Genomic DNA, 21303 nt, shown 5'->3' with positions numbered 1-21303 from the left:
GGTGAGTGTTGCCCCTGACGGCCGTAAGCTCCTCCGCCTGGAGGTGCGCAACAGCCAGACCCCGATCGAACGCAAGCCGTCGTGGATCAAGACCCGGCTGAAGACGGGCCCTGAATACACCGAGCTGAAATCCCTCGTCCGCCGCGAGGGCCTGCACACGGTGTGCGAAGAGGCGGGTTGCCCGAACATCTACGAATGCTGGGAAGACCGCGAGGCGACCTTCCTGATCGGCGGCGACCAGTGCACCCGGCGTTGTGACTTCTGCCAGATCGACACCGGCAAGCCCGCCGAGTACGACCGCGACGAGCCCCGCCGCGTCGCCGAGTCGGTCCAGCAGATGGGCCTGCGCTACGCGACCGTGACCGGCGTGGCCCGCGACGACCTGCCCGACGGCGGCGCCTGGCTCTACGCCGAGACCGCCCGGCAGATCCACACGCTGCTGCCCGGCTGCGGCGTCGAGCTGCTGGTGCCCGACTTCAACGGCAACGCCGACCAGCTGGCCGAGGTCTTCTCCGCCAAGCCCGAGGTGTTCGCCCACAACATCGAGACGGTGCCGCGGATCTTCAAGCGCATCCGCCCCGCCTTCCGCTACGAGCGCTCCCTCGGCGTGATCACGATGGCCCGCGAGGCCGGCATGGTCACCAAGTCCAACCTGATCCTGGGCATGGGCGAGGAGCGGGAGGAGGTCGTCCAGGCGATGCGCGACCTCCACGAGGCGGGCACCGACCTGCTCACCATCACCCAGTACCTGCGCCCCACCCCCCGCCACCACCCGGTGGAGCGGTGGGTCAAGCCCGAGGAGTTCGTCGAGCTCCAGGCCGAGGCCGAGGCGATCGGCTTCGCCGGGGTCCTGTCGGGGCCGCTGGTCCGCTCGTCCTACCGGGCCGGCAAGCTCTACCAGCAGGCGATCGAACAGCGCGCCCGCGCCTGAGACCAGCCACACCGGAACGGCCGGGGGATCATCCCCCGGCCGTTTCGCGTGCTACGGGGTGATCTCCAGGTAGGAGACGCCCGGCATCGGGAGGTCGAAGGCCACCCTGATGGTCGAGCCGCTCGTCGTCACCGGAGGCGTGAGCTCCTCCAGGACGTTGGCCGCCCGCAGCGTCTCCCACTCCTCGCCGGTCGGCCAGTCGGTCCGCCCGTGCCAGTGGGCGCGGATGTTGGAGTGCCTCTCGTCGATGCGGTGGTGGGTGACCGTGTGGTCGCCGTCGGCCAGGTCGTCGACAGTCAGGGTGATCGTGCGGGACAGGTCGGGGTCGCCGTCGGCCTTCGCCTGGTTGAGGGTGCCGTTCCAGAGCAGGATGCCGACCGTGCCGTCGGGGCGGCGGGCGGCCCAGACCTCCACTCCCCCGGCGTCTCCCTCGACCTTGGCGGCCAGTTCGTCGTCGCCCAGGCGGTTGGCCAGGTCCAGCGCCCACCATCTCGGTTTGCGCAGGTTGCCGACGCTCAGCAGGCCGAAGCCGCCGTGGAACAGCCTGGGCGGGCGGCCGAGTTCCTCGAAGTGGTCGGAGGCCACCCAGTGGGACAGCGACTCGACCCGGCCGGCCGCCGACTTCATGCCGTGCAGCAGGAAGGACGCGCCGAAGGGGCCGTCGCCGATGCCGTGGAAGTGGGTCGGGGTCGGGCCCCACTCCGTCCACCAGATCGGGGTTCCGGAAAGGCCGTGGCGCTCCAGGGCGGGGCGCCAGTCCAAGGGCGCGTTGCCGTAGGTGTGGGTGGAGACGAAGTCGACCGGCAGGCCGCGCGCGATCAGCTCCTCGACCCACCCGTTGGCCGCCGACGACGGGCCGCCCACGCGGAGCGAGGGGTGGACGTCCTTCACGGCGGCGGCGCTGATCTCGTAGAGGCGGAAGTAGTCGTCGGGGGTGCCGGACCAGAAGACCTCCAGGTTCGGTTCGTTCCAGACCTCGAAGGCCCAGTTGTCGACCAGTTCCCGGACGCCGTACCGGTCGGCGCAGTGCTGGGTGAAGGCGCGGACCAGGTCGCCCCAGGCGTCCCAGTCGTTCGGCGGGCTGATGATCGCCTCGTAGCCGAAGACCGTCTTCGACGGGTCGGCGGCGAGCTTCTCGGGCATGAACGACAACTCCACGATCGGGCGCATGCCGATCTCCATCAGGGTGTCGTAGATCTGGTCGACCCGGGAGAAGTCGTAGCCGTCGTCGAGGATGCCGACCTCGTCCAGGATCGCGTGGGCCCTGACGGTCGCCACGCCCAGCTCCGTGTGGGCCAGCCGGAGGGCCTCGACGAGCTCCTTCTCCTCGAACAGGTACGACAGGTGCTCCGACCCGATCATGAACCGCCACGGCCGGGGCAGCTCCCGGGTCACCGTCCCGGGGACGCCGACCTTGGCCACGCCCGGCCCGCCGGGCGACCCGTGCACGGGCGACCCGGCCGGGCCGCCGACCGCCGACACCCGGTACCAGCTCGGGTCCTGGCCCGTGTCGACGTAGCGGCACGACGGCACCGCGGCGACGTCGACGTCGGGCTGGCTCGTCACCCCGTAGGGGCCCTCGCGGAACGGCGAGCGCTCGACGGTGTAGCCGGTCGCTCCCGGGACCGGCTCCCACGTCAGGGTGACGCAGCCGCGGCCGGGGGTGGCGCGCAGGCCCCCCGGCGGGGGCAGGTCCGCGGCCGGAGCCGGGCTCACCTCCCCCGACGGGCGGTGGATGCGCGCCTGCCAGTCACGACGGGCCTTCACGAACGGACCTCCCAGCTCTCCTGCGACAACACCGGCTTGAGCGCCCTCTCGACGTCGCGGGAGGCGAAGTAACCCCGCAGTTTGTCCCTGGTCAGCCGGTTGCCGAGCGCGATCATGATCATGCCCTGGTCGAGGGCGAGGTACTGCTTGGCGACGGTCTTGCTCTTGACGGCCACCGCGTCGTAGAAGCCGCCGGGGCCGTAGGCGTCGAAGTCCTTCTTGATCTTGGCGAGGTTGGTGAGCGCGTCCTTCTCGGCGTAGCGCAGGGCCAGGAAGGAGGCGTGCGGGGTCACCACGCCGTCGCCGTAGGCGGCAGGCTCGGGCTTGGCCGGGCGGCAGTCGCCGTAGCCGTAGTCGACCGAGGTGCGCTCCTGGTCGGAGGTGTAGCCGTCGGTGTCCATGCCGAGCGCGTCGACGCCGTACTCGCGGTAGCCGCCGGCCGGGTTGTTCGACGGGGAGAAGCCCCAGTAGCCGTACTTGGCGTCGTCGAGGCCGTGGACCTTCTGGGCCTTCACGTAGACCGGGTGGTTGCGGCCCCACGACTTGGCGCCCCAGACGTCCTCGGGGACGAGCTGCGGCACCATCAGCGCCTCGAACATGCTGCCGCCCCAGGTCGGCACCAGCCGCATGCCCTTGTATCCGTAGGTGCCCTCGAAGACGCGCACGCCCTCGAAGGTCTGCCACGAGCCCTCGGCCCGCTGCTCGGCCCAGCCGAAGTCGCAGTCGTCATTGGGGTGGGTGCGCAGCATGCCGAAGTAGTGCGCCTTCGGGATCTGGTTCAGCGCGATGCCCACATACGACGTGATCCGGGTCTCGGTCATCGCGCCGTAGTGGTGGCAGGTGGAGTGGACGGTCGTCCCGGAGCCGTTGTAGTCCGACTCGACCGAGCAGCCCTCGGGCTTGACCGGCCAGAACCCGCCGCGCAGCAGCCCGGTGCCCTGGGCGGCGGCGCCCTGCGGGTCGTAGTAGGCGGAGAAGTCCATGCTGCGCACCAGCCGGTCGGCGTCGCGCGCGACCGACGGCACGGCCGAGCGGATCATGAGTAACGCCGCCCCGAGCCAGCCGTTGTCGACGCTGGAGGCGAACGCCGCGACCGGGTCGCCGCTGTCGGGCCAGGTCGTCACCAGGGCCAGCGTGTGGGGGTCGTACCAGTTGAAGAACTGGCCGGTGGGCTCGTGGCGTTCGAGCTTCTGGACGTTCTGGAGCACCTGCCGCACCCGCCGCTCCGCGTCGCGCGCGGAGATGATCCCGGTGTCGCGGGCCGCGACCGTGCTCCACAGGTAGGTCGCGATGTTGGTCGGGGAGGTCACCTTCGCCCGCGTGGCCGGGTCGAGGGTGCCCTCGATCTTGTCGGCCGGCAGCCCCGTCGCGGGGTCGACCATGGCCGCCATCGATTTCCAGGTGTCCTTGGCATAGGTCTTCAGGGTGTTCTCCGCCGGAGCGGCGGGGGTGACGGCCAGCAGTACGGCCAACGCCAGGTGCATGCGCGCGTTCCTTACTTGAGTCCGGTCGAGGCGATGCCCTGCACGAAGTAGCGCTGCAGGAACAGGAACAGCAGGAGGATCGGGGCGACCACGACGACGGCGCCGGCGATGAGCAGGCCGTACTGGGTCGCCTGGGCGTTGCTGAAGATGGCCAGCGCGACGGGCAGGGTGTACATGTCCTCGCTCTGGGCCACCACGGCGGGCCAGAGGAAGTTGTTCCACGAGGTCATGAACGTGATCAGGCCCAGGGTCGCGAGGGCGGGCCGGCACAGCGGCAGCACGATCGAGAAGAAGATGCGGAACTCCCTGGCCCCGTCGACGCGGGCGGCCTGGATGAGCTCGTCGGGGATGTCGGCGATGAACTGGCGCATCATGAAGATCCCCAGCGGCGCCACCACGAACGGCAGCACGATCCCGAGGAAGGTGTTGACCAGCCCGAGCTTGGCGATCAGCACGAACTGCGGCACCATCACGACGATCGCCGGCACCATCATCTGCACCATCACCAGGCCGAACAGGGTGTTCCTGAACCGGAACCGCAACTTGGCGAAGGCGTAGCCGACCATCGAGCAGAACAGCAGGTTCGCGACCACCAGGGCGATCGCGATGACCGCGCTGTTGAGGAACGCGGTGCCCATGTTCATCCGCTCGAACAGGCCCGAGTAGTTGCTCGTCGTCCACTCGGCGGGCAGCAGCGTCGGCGGGTTGCGCCTGATCTCGCCCTCGGGCTTGAACGACGCGAGCAACGTCCACAGGAACGGGAAGACCACCACGAGCAGGCCGGCGGCGAGCAGGACGTAGGTGGACGCGCGGCGTTTCACGAGCGCCTCCCGATCCGGAACTGGAAGACCGCCAGGGCGACGATCACGGTGAACAGGACGGTGGCGGCGGCGCCCGCGTAGCCGTAGGCGCCCGCGCCGAACTGGTTGTAGATGGCCAGCGACGCCGAGGTGGTCGCCCCGGCCGGGCCGCCCCTGGTCATGACCAGGGGCTCCTCCATGAACTGGGCGAACCCGATGGAGGAGTAGACCGTGCAGAACAGCAGCGCGGGCTTCAGCATCGGCACGGTCACCGACCGGAACCGCTGCCAGCGCCCGGCGCCGTCGATGTCGGCGGCCTCGTAGAGCTCCTTCGGGATGCCCTGGAGGGCCGCCAGCAGCACGACCATGTCGAACCCGAAGCTCCGCCAGGCCGTCATCACGATGATCACCGGCAGGGCGGTGCGCTCGTCGGACAACCAGGCCGGGCCGTCGATCCCGATCCAGCCGAGGAACTGGTTGACCGGCCCGGCGTCCGGGTCGAGCAGGAAGCGCCAGGCCACGGCGATGCCGATGATGCTGGTGATGTACGGGGTGTAGTAGCCCAGCCGGAAGAACGCGGCGGGCAGCCGGGCGATGCCGGAGTTGAGCGCGACGGCGGCGGCCAGGCCGAGCGCGATCGTCAGCGGCAGCGCGGTCACCACGAAGATCAGCGTGTTGAGCGCCGCCTTGCGCATCAGCTCGTCGTTGAACAGGCGCAGGTAGTTCTCCACGCCGACGACGTCGACGGCGAGCGGGTCGCGGACGTCGGTGCTGCGCATGTCGGTGAAGCTCATGCCGAGACCGGCCAGCAGCGGACCGGCCCAGAACACGACGAACACCACGAGGAAGGGCAGCACGAAGATCCAGGCCACCCAGGAGCTCCTGGGCCCTCGCGGCGCGACCGGCGCCTTCCCCAGAACCGGGGGTCTTTCCAGGGTGGTCGCCATGGCTCAGGCCCCGGTGCCGATCTGGTCGGCCTGCTCCTGCATGCGCTTGGCGGTCGCGGCGGAGTCCTGCTTGCCGAGGGCGTACTTCTCCAGCTCGACCTCCATCACCCGGGCGACCTGCTCCCAGGTGGGCACGGCCGGGGCGGGCCTGGCGTCCTTCAGCTGCGCGCCGAAGACCTGCACCCGCTCGTCGGCGGTCAGCGCGGGCTCCTGCCAGGCGGCCTGGACGCTGGGCAGCGACGACGCGGTGGTGTACCACTCGGCCTGCACCTTCGGGTCGGTCAGCCAGGTGAGGAACTTCCAGGCGGCGGCGCGGTTCGGCTTGTCCTTGAAGACGACCATGTTGCTGCCGCCGACGAGGCTGGTGCCGCCCGAGGGGCCCTTGGGGTAGGGCGCGACGGCGAACTTGTCCTTGAACGACTCGCCGCCCTCCTGCTCCATCGAGGTGATCATCCAGGGGCCGGAGTAGAAGGCGCCGACCCGGCCCGAGACGAACGTCTGCGGGAACGCGCCGGTCGGCTGGTTGGTCACGGCCAGGCCGTCCTTGAAGAACGACCCCCAGTGTTCGAGGGCCTGGACCATCTGCGGGGTGTCGAGCGTCCACGTGCCGTCGGCCTGGAAGTCGCCGCCGGCCTGGTAGAGCAGCGGGGCGATCTCCTGCCAGGAGCCGGTGCGGAAGTTCTGCTCGACGCCCAGCTCGGCGCCCTCGTCCTTGAGCTGTTTGACGAAGCCGGTGACCTCCTCCCAGGTGGCGGGGGCCTTGGCGTCCTTGACGATGTCGGTGCGGTAGTAGAAGGCGCGGGTCTCGACGTACCAGGGGATGCCGTAGGCGGCGCCGTCGACGACGCCGGTGGCCCACGCGCTGGGGAAGAAGGCGTTCTGGTCGACCAGGTCGGCCGGGGTCGGCTCGATCGCGCCGGTCTTGACCATCTCGCTCAGCCAGGTGTTGCCGATCATCGAGACGTCGGGGGTGGCGTCCCCGGCGATGGCGGCGGTGATCTTGTCGTGGGCGACGTCCCAGCCCAGGGCCGTGACGTTCACGGTGACGCCGGGGTTGGCCTGCTCGAACTTCTGCGCGAAGGCGTCGAGCTTCTCCCCCTCGGTGCCCATCGCCCAGACGGTCACCGTGCCGCTGGCCTTGGCGGTGTCGACAGCTTGCGCCTCCTCGGCGGCCCCGCTGGAGTCGCGGCCGCAGGCGGTGGCGGCGAGGGCGACGGCGAGCAGTCCTATGGCGTACGTCTTCTTCACTGTTCCTCCGGGGGGTGCACTTGATGGGCGCCACAACTCGCCCGGATGACGAGGTCGGTGGCGAGAACGCGGGTGGTGGCCGTCGGCTCCGCCCCGGCGATCAGCTCGTCCAGGAGGCGGGCGGCGGCGGCGCCGAGCTCCCGCAGGGGCTGGCGCACGGTGGTGAGGGCGGGCCGCGCGTGACGGGCGGCCATGATGTCGTCCCAGCCGGTGACGGCGACGTCGCCGGGCACGCTGAGCCCGAGCTCCTCGGCGGCCAGGATCACGCCGAGGGCGACCTGGTCGTCGGCGCACATGACCACGTCGGGGCGGGCCTTGAGCAGCTCCAGCCCGGCTTCGTGGCCGCCCTCGACCGTGTACGGGCACTCCACCGGCCGGGGCGCGGTGATCCCGTGCTCACCGAGGGTGCGGGCGACGGCCGTCCACCTCTCGCTGACGTCGCCCTCGTCGTGGCCGCCGGCCAGCGCGAACGCGCGGTGCCCGTGGGCGATCAGGTGGACGGTCAGCGCCTCGGCGGCGTCGGCGTTCTCGCTCCGCACCGCCTCGGTGCCGGGGTGGGCCTCGCGGGCCAGCATGACCATCGGCAGCCCCGAGTCGATCAGCTCGGTGAGCAGCGCGTCGGGCAGGGTCTGGCCGAAGACGACGAGCCCGTCGACCCGGGTGGCCAGGTCCTTGACCGTCTCGGGCACCCCGGCCCGGTCGCGGGTCGACAGGATCAGCACCGACCGGCCGAGCTCGGCGGCGACCTCCTCGTAGCCGAGGAGGACCTCGCCGAAGTAGGGGCCGGACAGGTCGGGGAAGACGATCCCGTTGGCGGCGTGGCGGCCCTCGGCCAGCGACACCCCCAGGCGGCTCGGCGTGAACCGCAGCTCCTCGACCGCGCGCAGCACCTTCTCGCGGGTGGCGGCCGACACCGGGCCGGTGCCGCGCAGCGTGCGGGAGACCGTGGCGATCGACACCCCGGCCAGCCGCGCGACTTCGTAGATCGTCGAATCAGGCACCCGTCATCCTTCGCTCTGGGCTGTAAGCGCTTCCACTGCCCGTGCGAAGGGGGATCACACCGAGTTCTGTCACGGTTTCATAACTACGGCTGTGCGGGGTCCAGGTCTCGTTTTCACGATTGGAGCCCGGGATTTGTATCCTTCAGGGCATGGCGAAGGACTCGGCGAACCCAGGCCGCATCAAGCAACTCCGGATGGTCGCGCAGATCATCAAAAAGGCCAATCCCAAGGGGATGCCGATCGTCTACGCGACGGTCGTGGCCGTCATCGCGCTCGCGGTCGTGATCGGCCTGCTGACCGGCGCGTTCTGGTACGTGCTGGTGCTCGGCATCCCGGTCGCGCTGCTGGCCGGCATGCTGCTGTTCGGCCGGTTCGCGCAGCGCGCGCAATATTCCCTGCTCGACGGTCAGCCCGGCGCGGTCTACGCGATCCTCCAGGGCATGCGCGGCAACTGGATGGTCGAGGAGAAGCCGGTCGCGGTCAACCGCGAGCAGGACCTCGTCTTCCGCCTCGTCGGCTACCCCGGCGTGATCCTCGTCTCCGAGGGGCCGGGCACCCGCGTCCAGAAGATGCTGGTCGCCGAGAAGAAGCGGGTCCAGCGGGTCGCCATCGACGTGCCGGTCTACGACGTGCAGTGCGGCGACGGCGAGGGCCAGGTTCCGCTGGCCAAGCTCCAGCGCCACCTGATGAAGCTGCCGCGCAACCTGAAGAAGCCGGCCGTCTCCGAGGTCAACAACCGCATGCGCGCGCTGACCCCGTCGATCCCGATGCCGAAGGGCCCGCTGCCCAAGGGCGCCCGCCTGCCGAAGGGCGTCCGTCCCCGGTGACGACCCCCGACGGTCTCACCTCCGCGCGGGCCAACCGGGGCTACTGGGACTCCGCGGCCGACGACTACCAGGCCGAACACGGCGCGTTCCTGCGTGACGACGGGTTCGTCTGGTGCCCCGAGGGGCTCGACGAGGCGTCGGCCCGGCTGCTCGGCGACGTCCGGGGGCTCTCGGTCCTGGAGGTCGGCTGCGGCGCCGGTCAGTGCGGGCGCTACCTCGCCGCGCAGGGCGCGTCGGTGGCGGCGTTCGACGTCTCGCACCGGCAGTTGCAACACTCCCGCCGCATCGATCTCGATCTCGGTACGGCCCTGCCGGTCGTGCAGGCCGACGCCGAGAGGATCCCGTTCCTGGCCGGCACCTTCGACCTGGCCTGCTCGGCCTTCGGAGGGCTGCCGTTCGTCGCCGACGCCACCCGGGCGCTGGGCGAGGTGGCCCGGGTGCTCAAGCCGGGCGGGCAGTTCGTCTTCTCGGTGTCCCACCCGATCCGCTGGGCGTTCCCCGACGATCCGGGGCCCCGGGGGCTGACGAGCGACCGGTCCTACTTCGACCGCACGCCCTACCTGGAGCGCGACGACGCGGGCGAGGTCACCTACGTGGAGCACCACCGCACGATGGGCGACTGGGTCGCCGCGATCACCGGGGCCGGGCTGCGGCTCGACGAGCTGATCGAACCCTCGTGGCCCGATGGGCACGACCGGGTGTGGGGTGGGTGGAGTCCGTTGCGGGGGCGGCACTTCCCGGGGACCGTGATCTTCCGGGTCGTCTCCCCCTGAGCGACGCGCGGCCGGTCGGCGCCGGCTGCGGCGCCCGGCCGTGAGCGGCGGCCGGGGCCGGGGTGGGCGGAGCCGTAACTGAAGAAGTCTTATTTGTCGCGGAGCACGACGGTGCCGGCGAAGCGGTCGTGCAGACCGCGCTGGTCCTTGTCGAAGATCAGCGCCGGGACCGCCAGGATGAGCAGGACGGTCCGGATCAGAACGGACTTCGGCGACGGCTGGCCGCCGTCGAGGGTGGCGACCCTGATGTTGACCAGGCGCATGCCGAAGGTCATGCCCATCGTGCCGACCAGCAGAATGTATTCGAGCGCGAGAATGCCGATCGTGACGAGCGCGGCGTCGGTTCCGGTCAGCCGGAGCAGCCCCTGGCTGATCGCCCACGCGCAGATGAGCCAGTCGATGAGCAGCGCGCCCAGGCGCCTGACGAATCGGGCAATCGAACCTTTACCCTGCTCAGGCAGGCCGAGCCGCTGTCCCGGATAGTCTTGAACAGCGGGCGTGCCGCTCAACCAGGTCTGCGTCCAGCGGGGCTCTTTGCTCATGGTTCCAGCGTAATGGCCGCCCTATTCGGTCGTAACGATGACCTGCGCCGACGCCGGTAGTTACACCCTGCGGTCAGGTTTCGACAGCGTGCTTCCCATTAACACGTGTGAAACAAACGAGACATGGGACGGAAACGGCACAGTCCTACTTTCAGTCTGCTAAGCCAGTGCCCCTGGGAGGTTCGAGAGTGTTTAACTCCGCCGACGACGTCCTGTCGTACATCCGGGACGAAGGCGTGCAGTTCGTTGACGTCAGGTTCACCGACCTGCCGGGGACGACTCACCACTTCACTTTCCCCGTCGAGAACTTCGGCCCGAACGTCTTCTCCGACGGCCTCATGTTCGACGGGTCGTCCATCCGAGGATTCCAGGCCATCCACGAGTCGGACATGCTGCTGCTGCCCGACCCGAGCACGGCCGTGATCGACCCGTTCCGCCAGCACAAGACCCTCAACATCAACTTCTTCGTGCACGACCCGCTGACCGGCGAGGCCTACAGCCGCGACCCGCGCAACGTCGCCCGCAAGGCCGAGGAATACCTCAAGGGCACCGGCATCGCCGACACGGTCTACTTCGGCCCCGAGGCCGAGTTCTACATCTTCGACGACGTGCGCTTCCAGACCAACCAGCACTCGTCGTTCTACTACATCGACTCGATCGAGGGCGCCTGGAACACCGGCACCGCGACCGAGGGCGGCAACCTGGGCTACAAGCCGCGCTACAAGGGCGGCTACTTCCCGGTCCCGCCGATGGACCACTTCACCGACCTGCGGTCGGAGATGGTGCGCCGGCTGATCGACTCGGGCATCGAGACCGAGATGCAGCACCACGAGGTCGGCACCGCCGGCCAGGCCGAGATCGACTTCCGGTTCGGCACGCTGCTCAAGACCGCCGACAAGCTGATGCTCTACAAGTACATCATCAAGAGCACGGCCCTGGAGTTCGGCCACACGGTCACCTTCATGCCGAAGCCCATCTTCGGCGACAACGGCTCCGGCATGCACTGCCACCAGTCGTTGTGGAAGGACGGCGAGCCGCTGTTCTACGACGAGGTCGGCTACGCGGGCCTGTCGGACATCGCCCGCTACTACATCGGCGGCCTGCTCAAGCACGCCCCGTCGCTGCTGGCCTTCACGAACCCGACGGTGAACAGCTACCACCGCCTGGTCCCGGGCTACGAGGCGCCGGTCAACCTGGTCTACTCGCAGCGCAACCGTTCCGCCTGCGTGCGCATCCCGATCACGGGATCGAACCCGAAGGCCAAGCGCATCGAGTTCCGGGTGCCCGACCCGTCGTGCAACCCCTACTTCGCGTTCGCGGCCATGCTGATGGCCGGCATCGACGGCATCCGCAACAAGATCGAGCCGCCGGAGCCGGTCGACAAGGACCTCTACGAGCTTCCCCCGGAGGAGGCGCGTTCGGTTCCGCAGGTGCCGGGGTCGCTTCCCGAGGTCCTCGACGCTCTTGAGGCCGACCATGACTACCTGCTCGAGGGCGGCGTGTTCACGCCTGACCTGATCGAGACGTGGATCGCGTACAAGCGCGAGAACGAGATCGACCCGATCCGGCTCCGCCCGCACCCGCACGAGTTCGAGCTCTACTACGACGTGTAGCCGGTGGCCGCGCGGTGACCTGCATGGTCATCGCGCGGTGCCGTGCTGGTTCTGCCTCAGTTCCGCCCGAGCGGTGAACACTGCGTCGATCGCGGCGCGGGTCGACTCGTCGGAGTCCGGCCACAGGTGCCCGTAGGTGTCGAGCGTGGTCTTGGCGCTGGCGTGCCGTAGCCGGGCCTGGACGACCTTGACGTCAGCGCCTGAGGCGATCAGGAGCAATGCGAGGTAGTGCCTTAAGTCGTGGAATCGGAAGCCCGTAGGAAGGTCCTGTACCTTGCTGCGGGCTTTTCGTATTGCGCGTTCAAGTTTCCAAAGGCCGACCTGCGCGCGTTGTCGTCCGTCAGAAGCGTTTCGCCGCTGCGGGCGGCCTTCACGTACGCCGAGAGGACGAGCGCGAGCGACCCGGGAATAGGCACCGACGTAAGGGACGCCTCGGTCTTGAGCGCCTCTGCGGGGTACTGCACGGCGGGATGGACGATGCACTGCAAGAAGTCGATGTCAGCCACGCACAGGCCGCAGACTTCGGCCGTTGAAGACCGACGAACGCCCTAAGCAGGACAGCCGCCCGATAGCGCTCAGGCGTCTCGGTCGGCGTGCTCGGCCGCGAACGTCTTCATGCGGGGCAGCAAGTGGTCGGTAATCCACAGCCCGACCGCGGCCTCGTCTCGCTCGACCGCCACGCCGGGCGCTGGACTGACCAGCCGTTACGTCGCAACAGCAGCCAGACGACACCCGACACCGGGTAGCCGATGTGAAACATCCACCCGATGAGCTTTTTGTCCGCATCATGGTCCACTGCTGGTCCGCGAACCCGTGTACCAGAGTGCCGTGTTCCAGTTCGGTCTCCAGCGGCGTGAACTGCGCAGGACTCAGTTTAGGCAGGGAGGGCGGGCTTTGGGAGGCCAGCACCCGCGTGCCGCCTTCCCGCCAGCCACGCCGCCGTCGTTCGACCGTCTTGTTGACGCGCAGCGTGCGGGCCACCGCCGCGTGGGTGTCCCCCGCTGAAACATCCGGCTGTCCGCAGCCGTACTGCCTCGCGATGCTGTTCCTTTGGTGGTGAAGCCGCCGCCTTGCGCGCGTACCGCTCACACCGATCGAACCTCGCAGGTCAACCCTCATCAACTACCCGACAGAATGCATTCAAGGCTAGGTACATGAGCAAAGCGCGATGTTCACCCCGCCATTGAGGTTGTGCTCAGTACAGAGTGTCGTCGCGGGTCGGCATTTCCCTCAGATAATCGATACACCCAGATTCAGTAAGGACCGAAATTCTCAATAAGTCCTTCAAGAGATCACGGCAGCAATGTATTTCGCACCGCCCGGTGGATCTGATCGATTTCTTTGGCGCCCAGGCTCACGCTTCGTTTTGATAGATACCGAGCAATCCTGTTCGCCTGGTAGACATCCACATTGTCAATCTCCAACACGTTCCACGGGATTACCGGGCCGTAAATAGCCAATGATGGCCGTATGGGGACATCGAAACCTAATTTCTCGTTGACAAGTCGGCCAGTCTCGCGCGCGAGCCGCCTCGCCTCGTCAAGCTGGGGTCTCTGACTGAATGGGCCGTGAGTCAAGCCGCTTCGTGACTGGGTTCGCACGGCGAGACGTCGATCCCAGCTCATGGACAGGACGAGGAACACCCCTGTCGGTCCGATCACCAGATGATCGACGCGATCGTCAGTGCCTGGAATGCGCCAGCTGTTCATCATGCGGAAGCCGCTTCTCGACAGACGTTTCAGTCGCCGGCTCGTTCGCTGTTGCGCCTTGGAAGGAGCAGGCGCAGTTGTCTGGCCGCCATCGCCCCGGAGTCGGTCACCGAGGGCGTCGATCGCGATTTCAGAGTCTAAGTCGGCTTTTCGCTTCTTGCGGAGGTGAGAGGCGACGCCGCTGAGCACGTCATGATCGATATCAGTCAGTTCGGCGAGGCGCGCAGCGGCGGATCCGACAATGTGCGCCGCCAATTCTGGGTGTGTGCCCAAGAGAGGTGCTAGGCACTTGGATGCGACGTGGGGCCAGCGTGCGGCAGTCTCGATCAGGACGGTCATGGCCGACCGGGTCCAGATCGGCGCAGGAGGCCGGCTGGTCAGCAGACCGCCTATCGCTTCAATCGCCCAAGAATCGGGGGCGTGTACTGCTCCATGGGAATGCCCGGGGATTGTCAAGCCAAGGAAATCTTCACTCAGTCGATTCGGATGGAGCGGTTCCAACACCATGGACGGGTCGGAGGGTGGATAACATGTGCTGTGATCAGTTAGGACACGATTGGCTCCTTCTGGAGTGCTGGCTATGGCGGTGACATCGATGGCTCTGATGCCTTGGTCATGGGGCAGCGCGCGAGTGAGTGCGGCGACGAACACCACACGCCTCATGGTTCGAGGCTCGGAGTGCAGCGAGTCGGCACCGTTAGAATGCAGCGCATGCCAGTACGCCATTTCCCGGTCGAGTAGGTAGGCCGAGATTCTGCCAGGGTCGTCGGGCGCATGTTCGCCGCGTTGCCAGGCGTCCACCGCAGCCAGAGCTGCCATGTGCACCGCGAGTACATGGTCGAACTCCGGAAGGTCCAGAGTTGACGGGGCCGAAATCTGCCTCGTATTCGGCACGTCGAGGGCTTCGGCGAAACGATCGCGGGCCAAGGCAAATACCTCGCGGCGATCAATGGATTGATTGAGCAACGGGGACAGCATGAGGTCTTCAGAAGAGACATCGGAAGCGCTGATGTTGTAGGCGACGGTCCGCCACCAGACTCCGGCTGGGCGGGACAGAAGCAGAACGCGGGTCCGCCGCCTCTGTCGGGCGCTGTCGAGCACCATCCTTACCAGATCCCTGGTTGGCCAACGTTCCGCGTAGTCGGCCACGACAAGCAGCCCATCCCGATCCGGCGCGGAATGTGGTTGTGGGGTTAGCCTGCCTTCGAACGGCGGCGCTATCACCTCGTCCCCATGCCGAGCGTGGAGCACCTGCCAACCCGCCCGCTCACTGGCTCGCGTAAAATGCGCTGCAAGCCGGGATTTCCCCTGACCGCTCGGTCCATGCATGAGCATCACCGCCGCCGCCCTCGCCGAGTCCCGCCAGTCTTCCAATCGGAGAAGTTCCGTCGTGCGGCCGACGAAGTCGACCACCTCATACCGCGGATGCAATAATTTGCTGGGTTGCAGTCGCGCTTCTTGAACCGCAATGGATTTGCTCGGCGTTGGTGTGCTCAGATAATACAGCGGCCGCTGGCCGTCAGAAATGCTGACGTCACCCTGAACTTCGCTAATCATGGTCAACGACCCGTACACCACCGCCCCGTCAACCCACTGCACCGTTGCCCGATTCGGCGCCTCCGCCGCAAAGCCGTCAGCAGTTGGCGGCTTGTCCTCTGGTTTAGCCCAAGGTGGCCGCCTCCAGACGCGCGTCATGGCGCACACCCGATTTGTACATACACCGTCCCACATGTATGGCTATGGTCGGCAATGCTCGATGTCGCCATCTCCGACTCCCCGGCCTGCGTACCGTATTGATCTTGCCCACTCTTCGGGACAGCCTATTGCCCAATTCGAGTTTCGTCGTTATGTTGACAGCTTTTCCTGATCTTAATTCGTTATGTCAACTTCGGTTGCGAGTGTCAGGCCGGTATCGATGAGACATCCGTCGAACAGGTGCGGCCGGTACTAGATCTTCTTCAGAATGGGACATGTCAGCAGCGGCGAGGTTGGCCAAGATCCCCCGCGTCGAAGTAGGGACCAGATACCGTCGATAGGATCGAGGTCGGGATCATAGGTGGGTACTGGACAACAGTGAGCCAGTCGACGTGCTCGGCGGCGAATGTGTTGATGCCGGGCGCTAAGTGCTGGCTGAGGTCGTCCCAGACCACATGATCGGGCCGCCCAACTGGAGATGGGCGGTGAGAATCAGGACGCTGTAATCCAGCCGAAGGTCTTGGCTCGCCCTTGTGGCCCCGGCATACGTACAGACGGTAGATGAGCCGCAAACGTTCGCCGCTCTTATCGAAGACCAGGGCGGCGGTGTTCACCGCCCGCTCCCGCTGACGCGAACGTGCACCATTGGGTCCGGCCGCCAGTCGGCTGAGTGGGGGCGGCGTAGAAATCATGCAGGGCTGGTGCTCCGACGACGGCTTCTGGTACTTCCAGTCCTGGTTGGTGGGCCTGGGCGGCGATGCATTCGGGTGCGCGGCCACCGATCCTGCCTACCTCGCCGAGATTCCCGAAGTGGGCCTCGTTGCCGTTCAACCGCGATCGAATTGGGCCGTCGACCGATGGCCTGAGCGGGAACTTCTGAACTATGTAGCGCTCAGCGCTTATGACCGCGTCACGGTCAAAGATGGTGGGCTCGACAAGGCTTTGGAAGCGTTGGGTCTTCGCCGCACCTCCGACGGATCGCCCGAGGACAAGCCATGGGACTACGACGGCCCGGATGAGAAGACCTCCAGGCTCGCGCGGCTTACCGCGCTCAGGAAACAGACAGTCCGTTAGCCGAAGGACGGCTCGCAACATCGAAGGAGTGGCGCCCAGCGGATCTTGGCTGTGGTCGAGCGACTGACGACCATTCAGTTCGGTCCGAGGCCATGAAGCGTCGAAAACGTTAGGGGCTCTATTACGACGTCTGATCGTCGCTGTTCACGAAGGCCGCCGGTGCTCCCGGCGGCCTTTCGTCTTTCACCGCGAACCACGTGGCGATCGAGCGTTTGTAGTTCTCCGGCATGCGAAGGCCGCCGACCTCCGCTTCGGTGAACAGGCCGATCTCCCGGTGCTCGTGGCTCAGGACCGGCGCCCCTCCGGTCGCCACCGTGACGCCGTAGGTGACGATCAGAACGTCGGCCCCCGGGAAGACGTGGTACTGCCACGAGTCGAGGATCGGGCCGACCTCGGCCTCCCAGCCGGTCTCCTCCCCGATCTCCCGGGCCAGGCAGTCGATCGGATCCTCGCCCAGTTCGAGCCGGCCGCCGGGGAGTTCCCATTCGTCCCGCTCGTTGCGGAGCAGCAGGACGCGGTCGTCGCGGACGACGACGCCCTTGATCGACACGGGGAACCTCGGCGGGCGCCGGCGGACCGTCACCCCCGCCCGGTCGGCGACCTTGGCCACGTGGGCCTGGTAGTCGCGCCTGGGGTCGTCGCTGAAGGAGGCGAGGGCGATGAGCGCGGTGACGGCGACGTCGCAGAGTTCGTCGACGACGTCCTGGCGGGTGTGGATGCGGCCTTTGCGGGGGTTGTGGCCCAGCAGGCCGATCACCGCCTCGGCGGCTTCGCCCGCCTCTTCGGTGATCTTCATTACGCGCAGGAGCGGGCGTTCCGGGCCGTCGGGGCTCGACCGGTCGAGCCAGTCCACCAGTCCCGCCAGCTGGTCCCAGGAGATGTCGGTCACGATCACTAGGGTCCCTCACATGACCATGTGGGACGATCTCCTCGCGGCCGCTTCCGTCCGGCCCGGCTTGGGCGAAGACGTGGTGCGGGCGCATGAGGAGCGGCTGGGGATGCGGCTGCCGCCGAGCTACCGGGAGTTCCTGACGGCCGCCGACGGCTGGGATCCGGAGACCGCGCTCTGCCCGCCGCTGCGGCGGATCGCCGAGGTCGGGTGGACGCGGGACGTCGACCACCGCCTCGCCGAGGGCTGGGGCGAGGACGAGCCGCCCGTCTCCGACGACGACTACTTCACCTACGGGCCGGAGCAGGACTGCACGCTGCACTTCCGGCCCGGCTACCTGCCCGCCACGCTGTACGTCTCCGATTGGGACGACGGGCAGGTCATCCTGCTCAACCCCGAGATCGTCACCCCCGACGGCGAGTGGGAGGCGTGGGACCTCGCCACCTGGTACCCGGGAGCCGTGCGTTACCGGTCGTTCCGCGAGCTCCTCGTCGGCGTCTACGCCGACGTGCTCGCTCAGGCGAACTGAGTGCCGGCCCCGAGCGGCGTGCCCCCGCACGACGCCGCCGAGCTCGTGCCGGGGCCGGGGGCGGTCCAGGGGCCGTAGACGGTGGAGCGCCAGACCATGCCGCCGGGGCCGCCGACCGACATGCAGGTGATCCAGGCCCGGTACGTGCCGTCGCCCGTCGTGCAGGCGACGACGTAGGTCGTGTGTTCGTAGCGGCCGGTGCAGCCCGAGGGGGCCGCGGCGGCCGGGGCGGCGAACACGCCGAGGGTGATCGCGGCGGCGGCGAGCAGGCGCGTCACGACGCCCACCTGAAGGCGACGCGGTGCTCGCGCATGAAGCGGCCGCGGGTCAGCGCCAGGAGCAGCCGGAGGATCGGCCCGCCGTCGCCGAGGGCCTGGCGGAACACGGCCGGGGGGACCTCCAGAGCCGTCCAGGGCAGGGTGAAGGCGAGGTCGGCGAACCTGAACTCGGCCTGGGCGGCCTTCTCGCTGTCCTGCCAGGCCGCGAGCGGCAGGTGCCGCTGGAGGAGCGGCAGCGCCTCGGTCTCCTCGTGGGCGAGGTGCTCTTCGAGCAGGTCGCGGAAGCGGGCGACGTCGCCGGCCAGGTTGTCGCGGGTGCGGGAGTCGGGGATGAGGGTCATGCCGTGGAAGCCCTCGGCGCACTTGTCGAGCAGCGGGTCGATCAGGTCGTGCTCGGCCTCCATCGCGGCCATGGTCGCGGCCACATCGGCGCGGGCCCGGACGCGGGGCCAGATGGCGGTGTCCTCGATGGTGTGGTGGTGGTGCAGGGTGGTGGCGAAGGCCGTCCAGCGGCGGTGCAGGGCGGCCCAGGACTCGTGGTCGGTGAGGGGGGTGGCGGGCACCGCACGGGACAGGTCGCGCAGGTCTCGCCGGAAGGCGTGGTGCATCACGTACATGGTGCCGAGCGGGATCGGCCCCTCGGCCGTGTAGGCCTGGCCCAGGTAGGGCTGGCGGGCGTTCGCGCGGCCTTCGGCCAGGTCGGCCATGCGGTCGAGCGAGCGGGCCATGTCGGGCCGGCGGTCGCGGTGGCGAGGCAGCATCAGGGCCGCCGCGCGCTGCTGGCCGCGTGTCAGCCGCCGGACCATCTCGTAGCCGTGGGTGACGCGGGTGCCGCCGTCGACCGGCTCGAAGCGGTAACTCCAGATCGTCGAGTCGGTGATCTTCCCGGTCGGGACGGTGCGGAAGGCGAACACGCGGCCGGGGTCGGCGGCGACCACCTCGCACTCGCGGGTCCAGCGCCATAAGCCGTACACGTTGAGGCCCTCGAACCGCGCCCCCACGCCGCGCTCGTCGCCGAGCCAGTCGCACCGCCGGGTCTCGGGGCTCCATTCGGGTGTACGGGTGACGTCGGCCACCCATTCGTAGAGGTGCGCCGGATCGGCCGCGATGACCCGCGACACGCTTCCCTCCGGACGCAGGACCTGGGGCGGTTCGGTGGTCGTGGCCGCCATCACGTCTCCTTTGCTACAGTATTCGAACCAGTCGAACTTGATTGGATACATGATGACTGTAGCCAAAAAACCCGACCCGTCAAGGCGCTACCGCTCGCCCCTGCGCGAAGAACAGGCCCGGCGCACCCACGCCGCCGTGATCGAGGCCGCCAAGGCGTGTTTCATCGAGAAGGGCTACGCCGCCACGACGATGAAAGACGTCGCGGCCCGCGCCGGAGTGTCGGTGGAGACGGTGTACGGCCAGGGTGGCAAGGCCTCCCTGCTGCTGGCGGCCGTCGACCGCACCCTCGCGGGCGACGACGCCCCCGTCCCGGTGATCGAACGCGCCCCGCTGCGCGAGGTCATGGCCTCACCCGACGCCCGGCAGGCCCTGCGCCGCTTCCGCGACGTGGTGGTCGAGGGCATGCCGCAGGCCCTGCCGCTGATGCACGCGTTCCACGTGGCGGCAGGGGGCGACACGGAGATCGCGGCGGCGTACCAGACGTATGAACAGCGCCGCCTGACCGACATGACGAAGATCGCCGAGTCACTGGAACCGGGCCTGCGCGTGCCGGTGGCGGAGGCGGCCGACGTGATCTGGGCGCTGTTCAGCACCCCGGCGATCCAGGCGCTGATGGTCGACCGGGGGTGGGGCGTGGAGAGGTGGGCCGACTGGGTGATCTCGGTCCTGGAACGGACGTTGCTCGACTAGCCCTGGGAGGTGTTCGGGACCTTCGACTTCAGGCCGGTGATGCGGCGGAGCATGTCCCACCAGAACGACGAGCCGAACAACAGCGCCACCAATGTCAGCAGGAAGCCCGGCCAGTGGCTCGGGCTTCTCAGCCGGTCCCACCAGTCGCCGCCGCCCCAGTTCCACACCGGGGTGCCGGTGCCGGGGATCTCGACGCTGACCGGGGCGTGGGTGAAGATCTTGACGAAGGCCGGGGTGCTGAGCACCTCGGTCACGCACTCGTAGGTGTCGGCTCCGGGGGCGCACTGGTCCTTGATCGGGCCGAGGGCCTCTTCGCCCTGTTCGGCGAAGGCGGCGATGGCCGAGCGGTAGGCGCTGTCGTTCAGCAGGGTTTTGCCGTATTCGAGGCTGTCCATGCTGAACAGCAGGGTCACCAGCAGCGACAACATGCCGACGGCCACCCGCACGTAGCGGCGGTAGAGGACGGTCAGGCGTTCCATCTCGCCGTCGAACCACTCTTCGACGCCCTTGCGGAAGGTCTCCAGGTCGACGCCGGCCTTGGCCCACAGGCCGGCCAGGGGGCGGTAGAGCGGGGAGTCGAGGCGCTTCAGTTCGGCCAGCAGGGCGTCGACGCCGCCGCGTTCGCTGGCGATCTCCAGGAGGGCGACGCTGAAGCGCGACGGGGGGATCTCGGCGATCGAGGTCTTGCCCTGGCGGGCCTCGTCGATCTCCTGGAGCCGCTCGTGGAGCAGGTCGGTGAAGGGTTCGCCCTGGTGGTGGGCGGCGGCCTGTTCGGGGGTCGCGGGGGCGATGTCGACGGGGGCGGGGCTGGGGCTGAACTTCGGGCGGGGGTCCTTGCCGAAGGGGAGCTTGACGAAGACGCCCAGGACGGTGGCCGGCAGGCGGGACCTGGTCGCGCTGCGGACGGGCGGGAGGAGGTCGGCGAGGGTGCTCCGGAAGCGGCGGCCCAGCATGGTGACCCCGCGCAGGCGGCGGTCGAGCCAGCGGACGAACCCGTTCACCTTCTGGATCTGCTCGCCACCGTCGAGGGTGTCGCGCAGGTAGGCCCAGAGGAACTTGCTCCGGATGCCGAGTAATCGGACGACGCCCTCGTTCAACCCGCTGACCAGCAGGGATAAGAGCAGGAACGCCAGTATCAGGCCGATGGCCAGATCTACGTAGTACGACACCACTGGACCGTGATACACCCCTGCCGGTCCCACCGCAACCGGGTGATCACCCTTCGTGCAGTGACGCCGCCGTCCATGCTGAAACAAACGATCCCCCGCCGAAGCCCTCCGGTCCTATCCTTGGTCGCCGTTCATCCGGACGAACTCGGGGCGGCGATTCGGGG

General features: G+C 68.2%; 20 protein-coding genes. 7 read left to right on the top strand and 13 right to left on the bottom strand.

The genetic code is table 11. The annotated features are described in order from the left end of the window. Position 1: 1 nt before the first annotated feature. Complete coding sequence (lipA, locus tag AW274_RS37720; protein ID WP_062443717.1) at positions 2-931, top strand: lipoyl synthase; 930 nt, start codon at positions 2-4, stop codon at positions 929-931. Between the two features lie 51 nt (positions 932-982). Here lipA and AW274_RS37715 read toward each other — a convergent pair whose 3' ends face one another. The 6 genes from AW274_RS37715 to AW274_RS37690 form a co-directional block, all read right to left on the bottom strand. Next, positions 983-2698, bottom strand: a complete 1716-nt coding sequence (locus AW274_RS37715) for a GH39 family glycosyl hydrolase (protein WP_157520939.1) — start codon at positions 2696-2698, stop codon at positions 983-985. Beyond that, positions 2695-4182 (bottom strand): glucoamylase family protein, encoded by a 1488-nt coding sequence (locus tag AW274_RS37710; RefSeq protein ID WP_062443713.1) that lies wholly within the window; start codon positions 4180-4182, stop codon positions 2695-2697. The genes AW274_RS37715 and AW274_RS37710 overlap by 4 nt, the downstream gene beginning before the upstream one ends. Positions 4183-4193: 11 nt before the next feature. Beyond that, positions 4194-5003: a carbohydrate ABC transporter permease gene (locus AW274_RS37705; RefSeq protein ID WP_062443710.1), complete on the bottom strand. Its 810-nt coding sequence runs from the start codon at positions 5001-5003 to the stop codon at positions 4194-4196. After that, positions 5000-5854, bottom strand: a complete 855-nt coding sequence (locus AW274_RS37700) for a carbohydrate ABC transporter permease (RefSeq protein ID WP_198169594.1) — start codon at positions 5852-5854, stop codon at positions 5000-5002. The genes AW274_RS37705 and AW274_RS37700 overlap by 4 nt, the downstream gene beginning before the upstream one ends. 78 nt (positions 5855-5932) lie before the next feature. After that, the gene (locus AW274_RS37695; RefSeq protein ID WP_062443704.1) at positions 5933-7177 is read right to left on the bottom strand and encodes an extracellular solute-binding protein; all 1245 of its coding nucleotides are present in this window, start codon (positions 7175-7177) and stop codon (positions 5933-5935) included. Continuing rightward, entirely contained in the window at positions 7174-8178 is a 1005-nt protein-coding gene (locus AW274_RS37690) for a LacI family DNA-binding transcriptional regulator (protein WP_062443702.1), read from the bottom strand. Before AW274_RS37690 ends, AW274_RS37695 begins: the two co-directional genes overlap by 4 nt. 149 nt (positions 8179-8327) lie before the next feature. Between AW274_RS37690 and AW274_RS40930 the strand changes: the two genes are divergently transcribed. After that, positions 8328-9005: a DUF4191 domain-containing protein gene (locus AW274_RS40930; protein WP_062443699.1), complete on the top strand. Its 678-nt coding sequence runs from the start codon at positions 8328-8330 to the stop codon at positions 9003-9005. Continuing rightward, positions 9002-9778: a class I SAM-dependent methyltransferase gene (locus tag AW274_RS37680; protein ID WP_062443696.1), complete on the top strand. Its 777-nt coding sequence runs from the start codon at positions 9002-9004 to the stop codon at positions 9776-9778. Before AW274_RS40930 ends, AW274_RS37680 begins: the two co-directional genes overlap by 4 nt. Positions 9779-9867: 89 nt before the next feature. On the opposite strand, the gene AW274_RS37675 is transcribed toward AW274_RS37680, so the two are convergent. After that, complete coding sequence (locus AW274_RS37675; protein WP_062443692.1) at positions 9868-10320, bottom strand: RDD family protein; 453 nt, start codon at positions 10318-10320, stop codon at positions 9868-9870. 188 nt (positions 10321-10508) lie between these two features. On the opposite strand from AW274_RS37675, the gene glnA reads away from it, so the two are divergent. Next, positions 10509-11933, top strand: a complete 1425-nt coding sequence (gene glnA / locus AW274_RS37670; RefSeq protein WP_061300799.1) for a type I glutamate--ammonia ligase — start codon at positions 10509-10511, stop codon at positions 11931-11933. A gap of 27 nt (positions 11934-11960) precedes the next feature. Here the strand turns inward: glnA and AW274_RS39910 are convergent, their stop codons facing one another. Then, on the bottom strand, positions 11961-12416 hold the full coding sequence (locus AW274_RS39910; RefSeq protein WP_083975481.1) for a tyrosine-type recombinase/integrase: 456 nt from the start codon (positions 12414-12416) through the stop codon (positions 11961-11963). A gap of 809 nt (positions 12417-13225) precedes the next feature. Then, on the bottom strand, positions 13226-15337 hold the full coding sequence (locus tag AW274_RS39905) for an NERD domain-containing protein (protein WP_198169593.1): 2112 nt from the start codon (positions 15335-15337) through the stop codon (positions 13226-13228). Between the two features lie 690 nt (positions 15338-16027). On the opposite strand from AW274_RS39905, the gene AW274_RS37655 reads away from it, so the two are divergent. Beyond that, a complete protein-coding gene (locus AW274_RS37655) occupies positions 16028-16411 on the top strand; it encodes a DUF4240 domain-containing protein (protein ID WP_062443683.1) in 384 nt (127 codons plus the stop codon). Between the two features lie 121 nt (positions 16412-16532). Here the strand turns inward: AW274_RS37655 and AW274_RS37650 are convergent, their stop codons facing one another. Then, positions 16533-17300 (bottom strand): NUDIX domain-containing protein, encoded by a 768-nt coding sequence (locus tag AW274_RS37650; protein ID WP_232320687.1) that lies wholly within the window; start codon positions 17298-17300, stop codon positions 16533-16535. 19 nt (positions 17301-17319) lie between these two features. On the opposite strand from AW274_RS37650, the gene AW274_RS37645 reads away from it, so the two are divergent. Continuing rightward, complete coding sequence (locus tag AW274_RS37645) at positions 17320-17829, top strand: SMI1/KNR4 family protein (RefSeq protein WP_062443680.1); 510 nt, start codon at positions 17320-17322, stop codon at positions 17827-17829. Here the strand turns inward: AW274_RS37645 and AW274_RS37640 are convergent. Both AW274_RS37640 and AW274_RS39900 read right to left on the bottom strand, forming a co-directional pair. Continuing rightward, positions 17817-18107: a hypothetical protein gene (locus AW274_RS37640; protein WP_157520938.1), complete on the bottom strand. Its 291-nt coding sequence runs from the start codon at positions 18105-18107 to the stop codon at positions 17817-17819. The genes AW274_RS37645 and AW274_RS37640 overlap by 13 nt on opposite strands. After that, positions 18104-19279 (bottom strand): hemerythrin domain-containing protein, encoded by a 1176-nt coding sequence (locus AW274_RS39900; protein ID WP_198169592.1) that lies wholly within the window; start codon positions 19277-19279, stop codon positions 18104-18106. The genes AW274_RS37640 and AW274_RS39900 overlap by 4 nt, the downstream gene beginning before the upstream one ends. Before the next feature lie 52 nt (positions 19280-19331). Here AW274_RS39900 and AW274_RS37630 point away from each other — a divergent pair, with 52 nt between their 5' ends. After that, entirely contained in the window at positions 19332-19970 is a 639-nt protein-coding gene (locus AW274_RS37630; protein ID WP_062443671.1) for a TetR/AcrR family transcriptional regulator, read from the top strand. Here the strand turns inward: AW274_RS37630 and AW274_RS37625 are convergent. After that, positions 19967-21139 (bottom strand): hypothetical protein, encoded by a 1173-nt coding sequence (locus AW274_RS37625; protein WP_232320686.1) that lies wholly within the window; start codon positions 21137-21139, stop codon positions 19967-19969. The two genes, AW274_RS37630 and AW274_RS37625, sit on opposite strands and share 4 nt — an antisense overlap. Positions 21140-21303 lie beyond the last annotated feature (164 nt).

This window comes from Herbidospora daliensis (genome assembly GCF_001570585.1).
In the GTDB taxonomy this organism is placed as follows: domain Bacteria; phylum Actinomycetota; class Actinomycetes; order Streptosporangiales; family Streptosporangiaceae; genus Herbidospora; species Herbidospora daliensis.
The sequence above is the reverse complement of the archived record's forward strand: the minus strand, read 5'-3'. Positions and strand labels throughout refer to the sequence as shown.

Bases quoted from the DNA above. Each gene is read 5' to 3' on its own strand.
- AW274_RS37710 (WP_062443713.1), bottom strand. From the start codon at position 4,182: ATGCACCTGGCGTTGGCCGTACTGCTGGCCGTCACCCCCGCCGCTCCG.
- AW274_RS40930 (WP_062443699.1), top strand. From the start codon at position 8,328: ATGGCGAAGGACTCGGCGAACCCAGGCCGCATCAAGCAACTCCGGATG.
- AW274_RS37675 (WP_062443692.1), bottom strand. From the start codon at position 10,320: ATGAGCAAAGAGCCCCGCTGGACGCAGACCTGGTTGAGCGGCACGCCC.
- AW274_RS39905 (WP_198169593.1), bottom strand. From the start codon at position 15,337: ATGACGCGCGTCTGGAGGCGGCCACCTTGGGCTAAACCAGAGGACAAG.
- AW274_RS37655 (WP_062443683.1), top strand. From the start codon at position 16,028: ATGCAGGGCTGGTGCTCCGACGACGGCTTCTGGTACTTCCAGTCCTGG.
- AW274_RS37645 (WP_062443680.1), top strand. From the start codon at position 17,320: ATGACCATGTGGGACGATCTCCTCGCGGCCGCTTCCGTCCGGCCCGGC.
- AW274_RS39900 (WP_198169592.1), bottom strand. From the start codon at position 19,279: ATGGCGGCCACGACCACCGAACCGCCCCAGGTCCTGCGTCCGGAGGGA.
- AW274_RS37630 (WP_062443671.1), top strand. From the start codon at position 19,332: ATGACTGTAGCCAAAAAACCCGACCCGTCAAGGCGCTACCGCTCGCCC.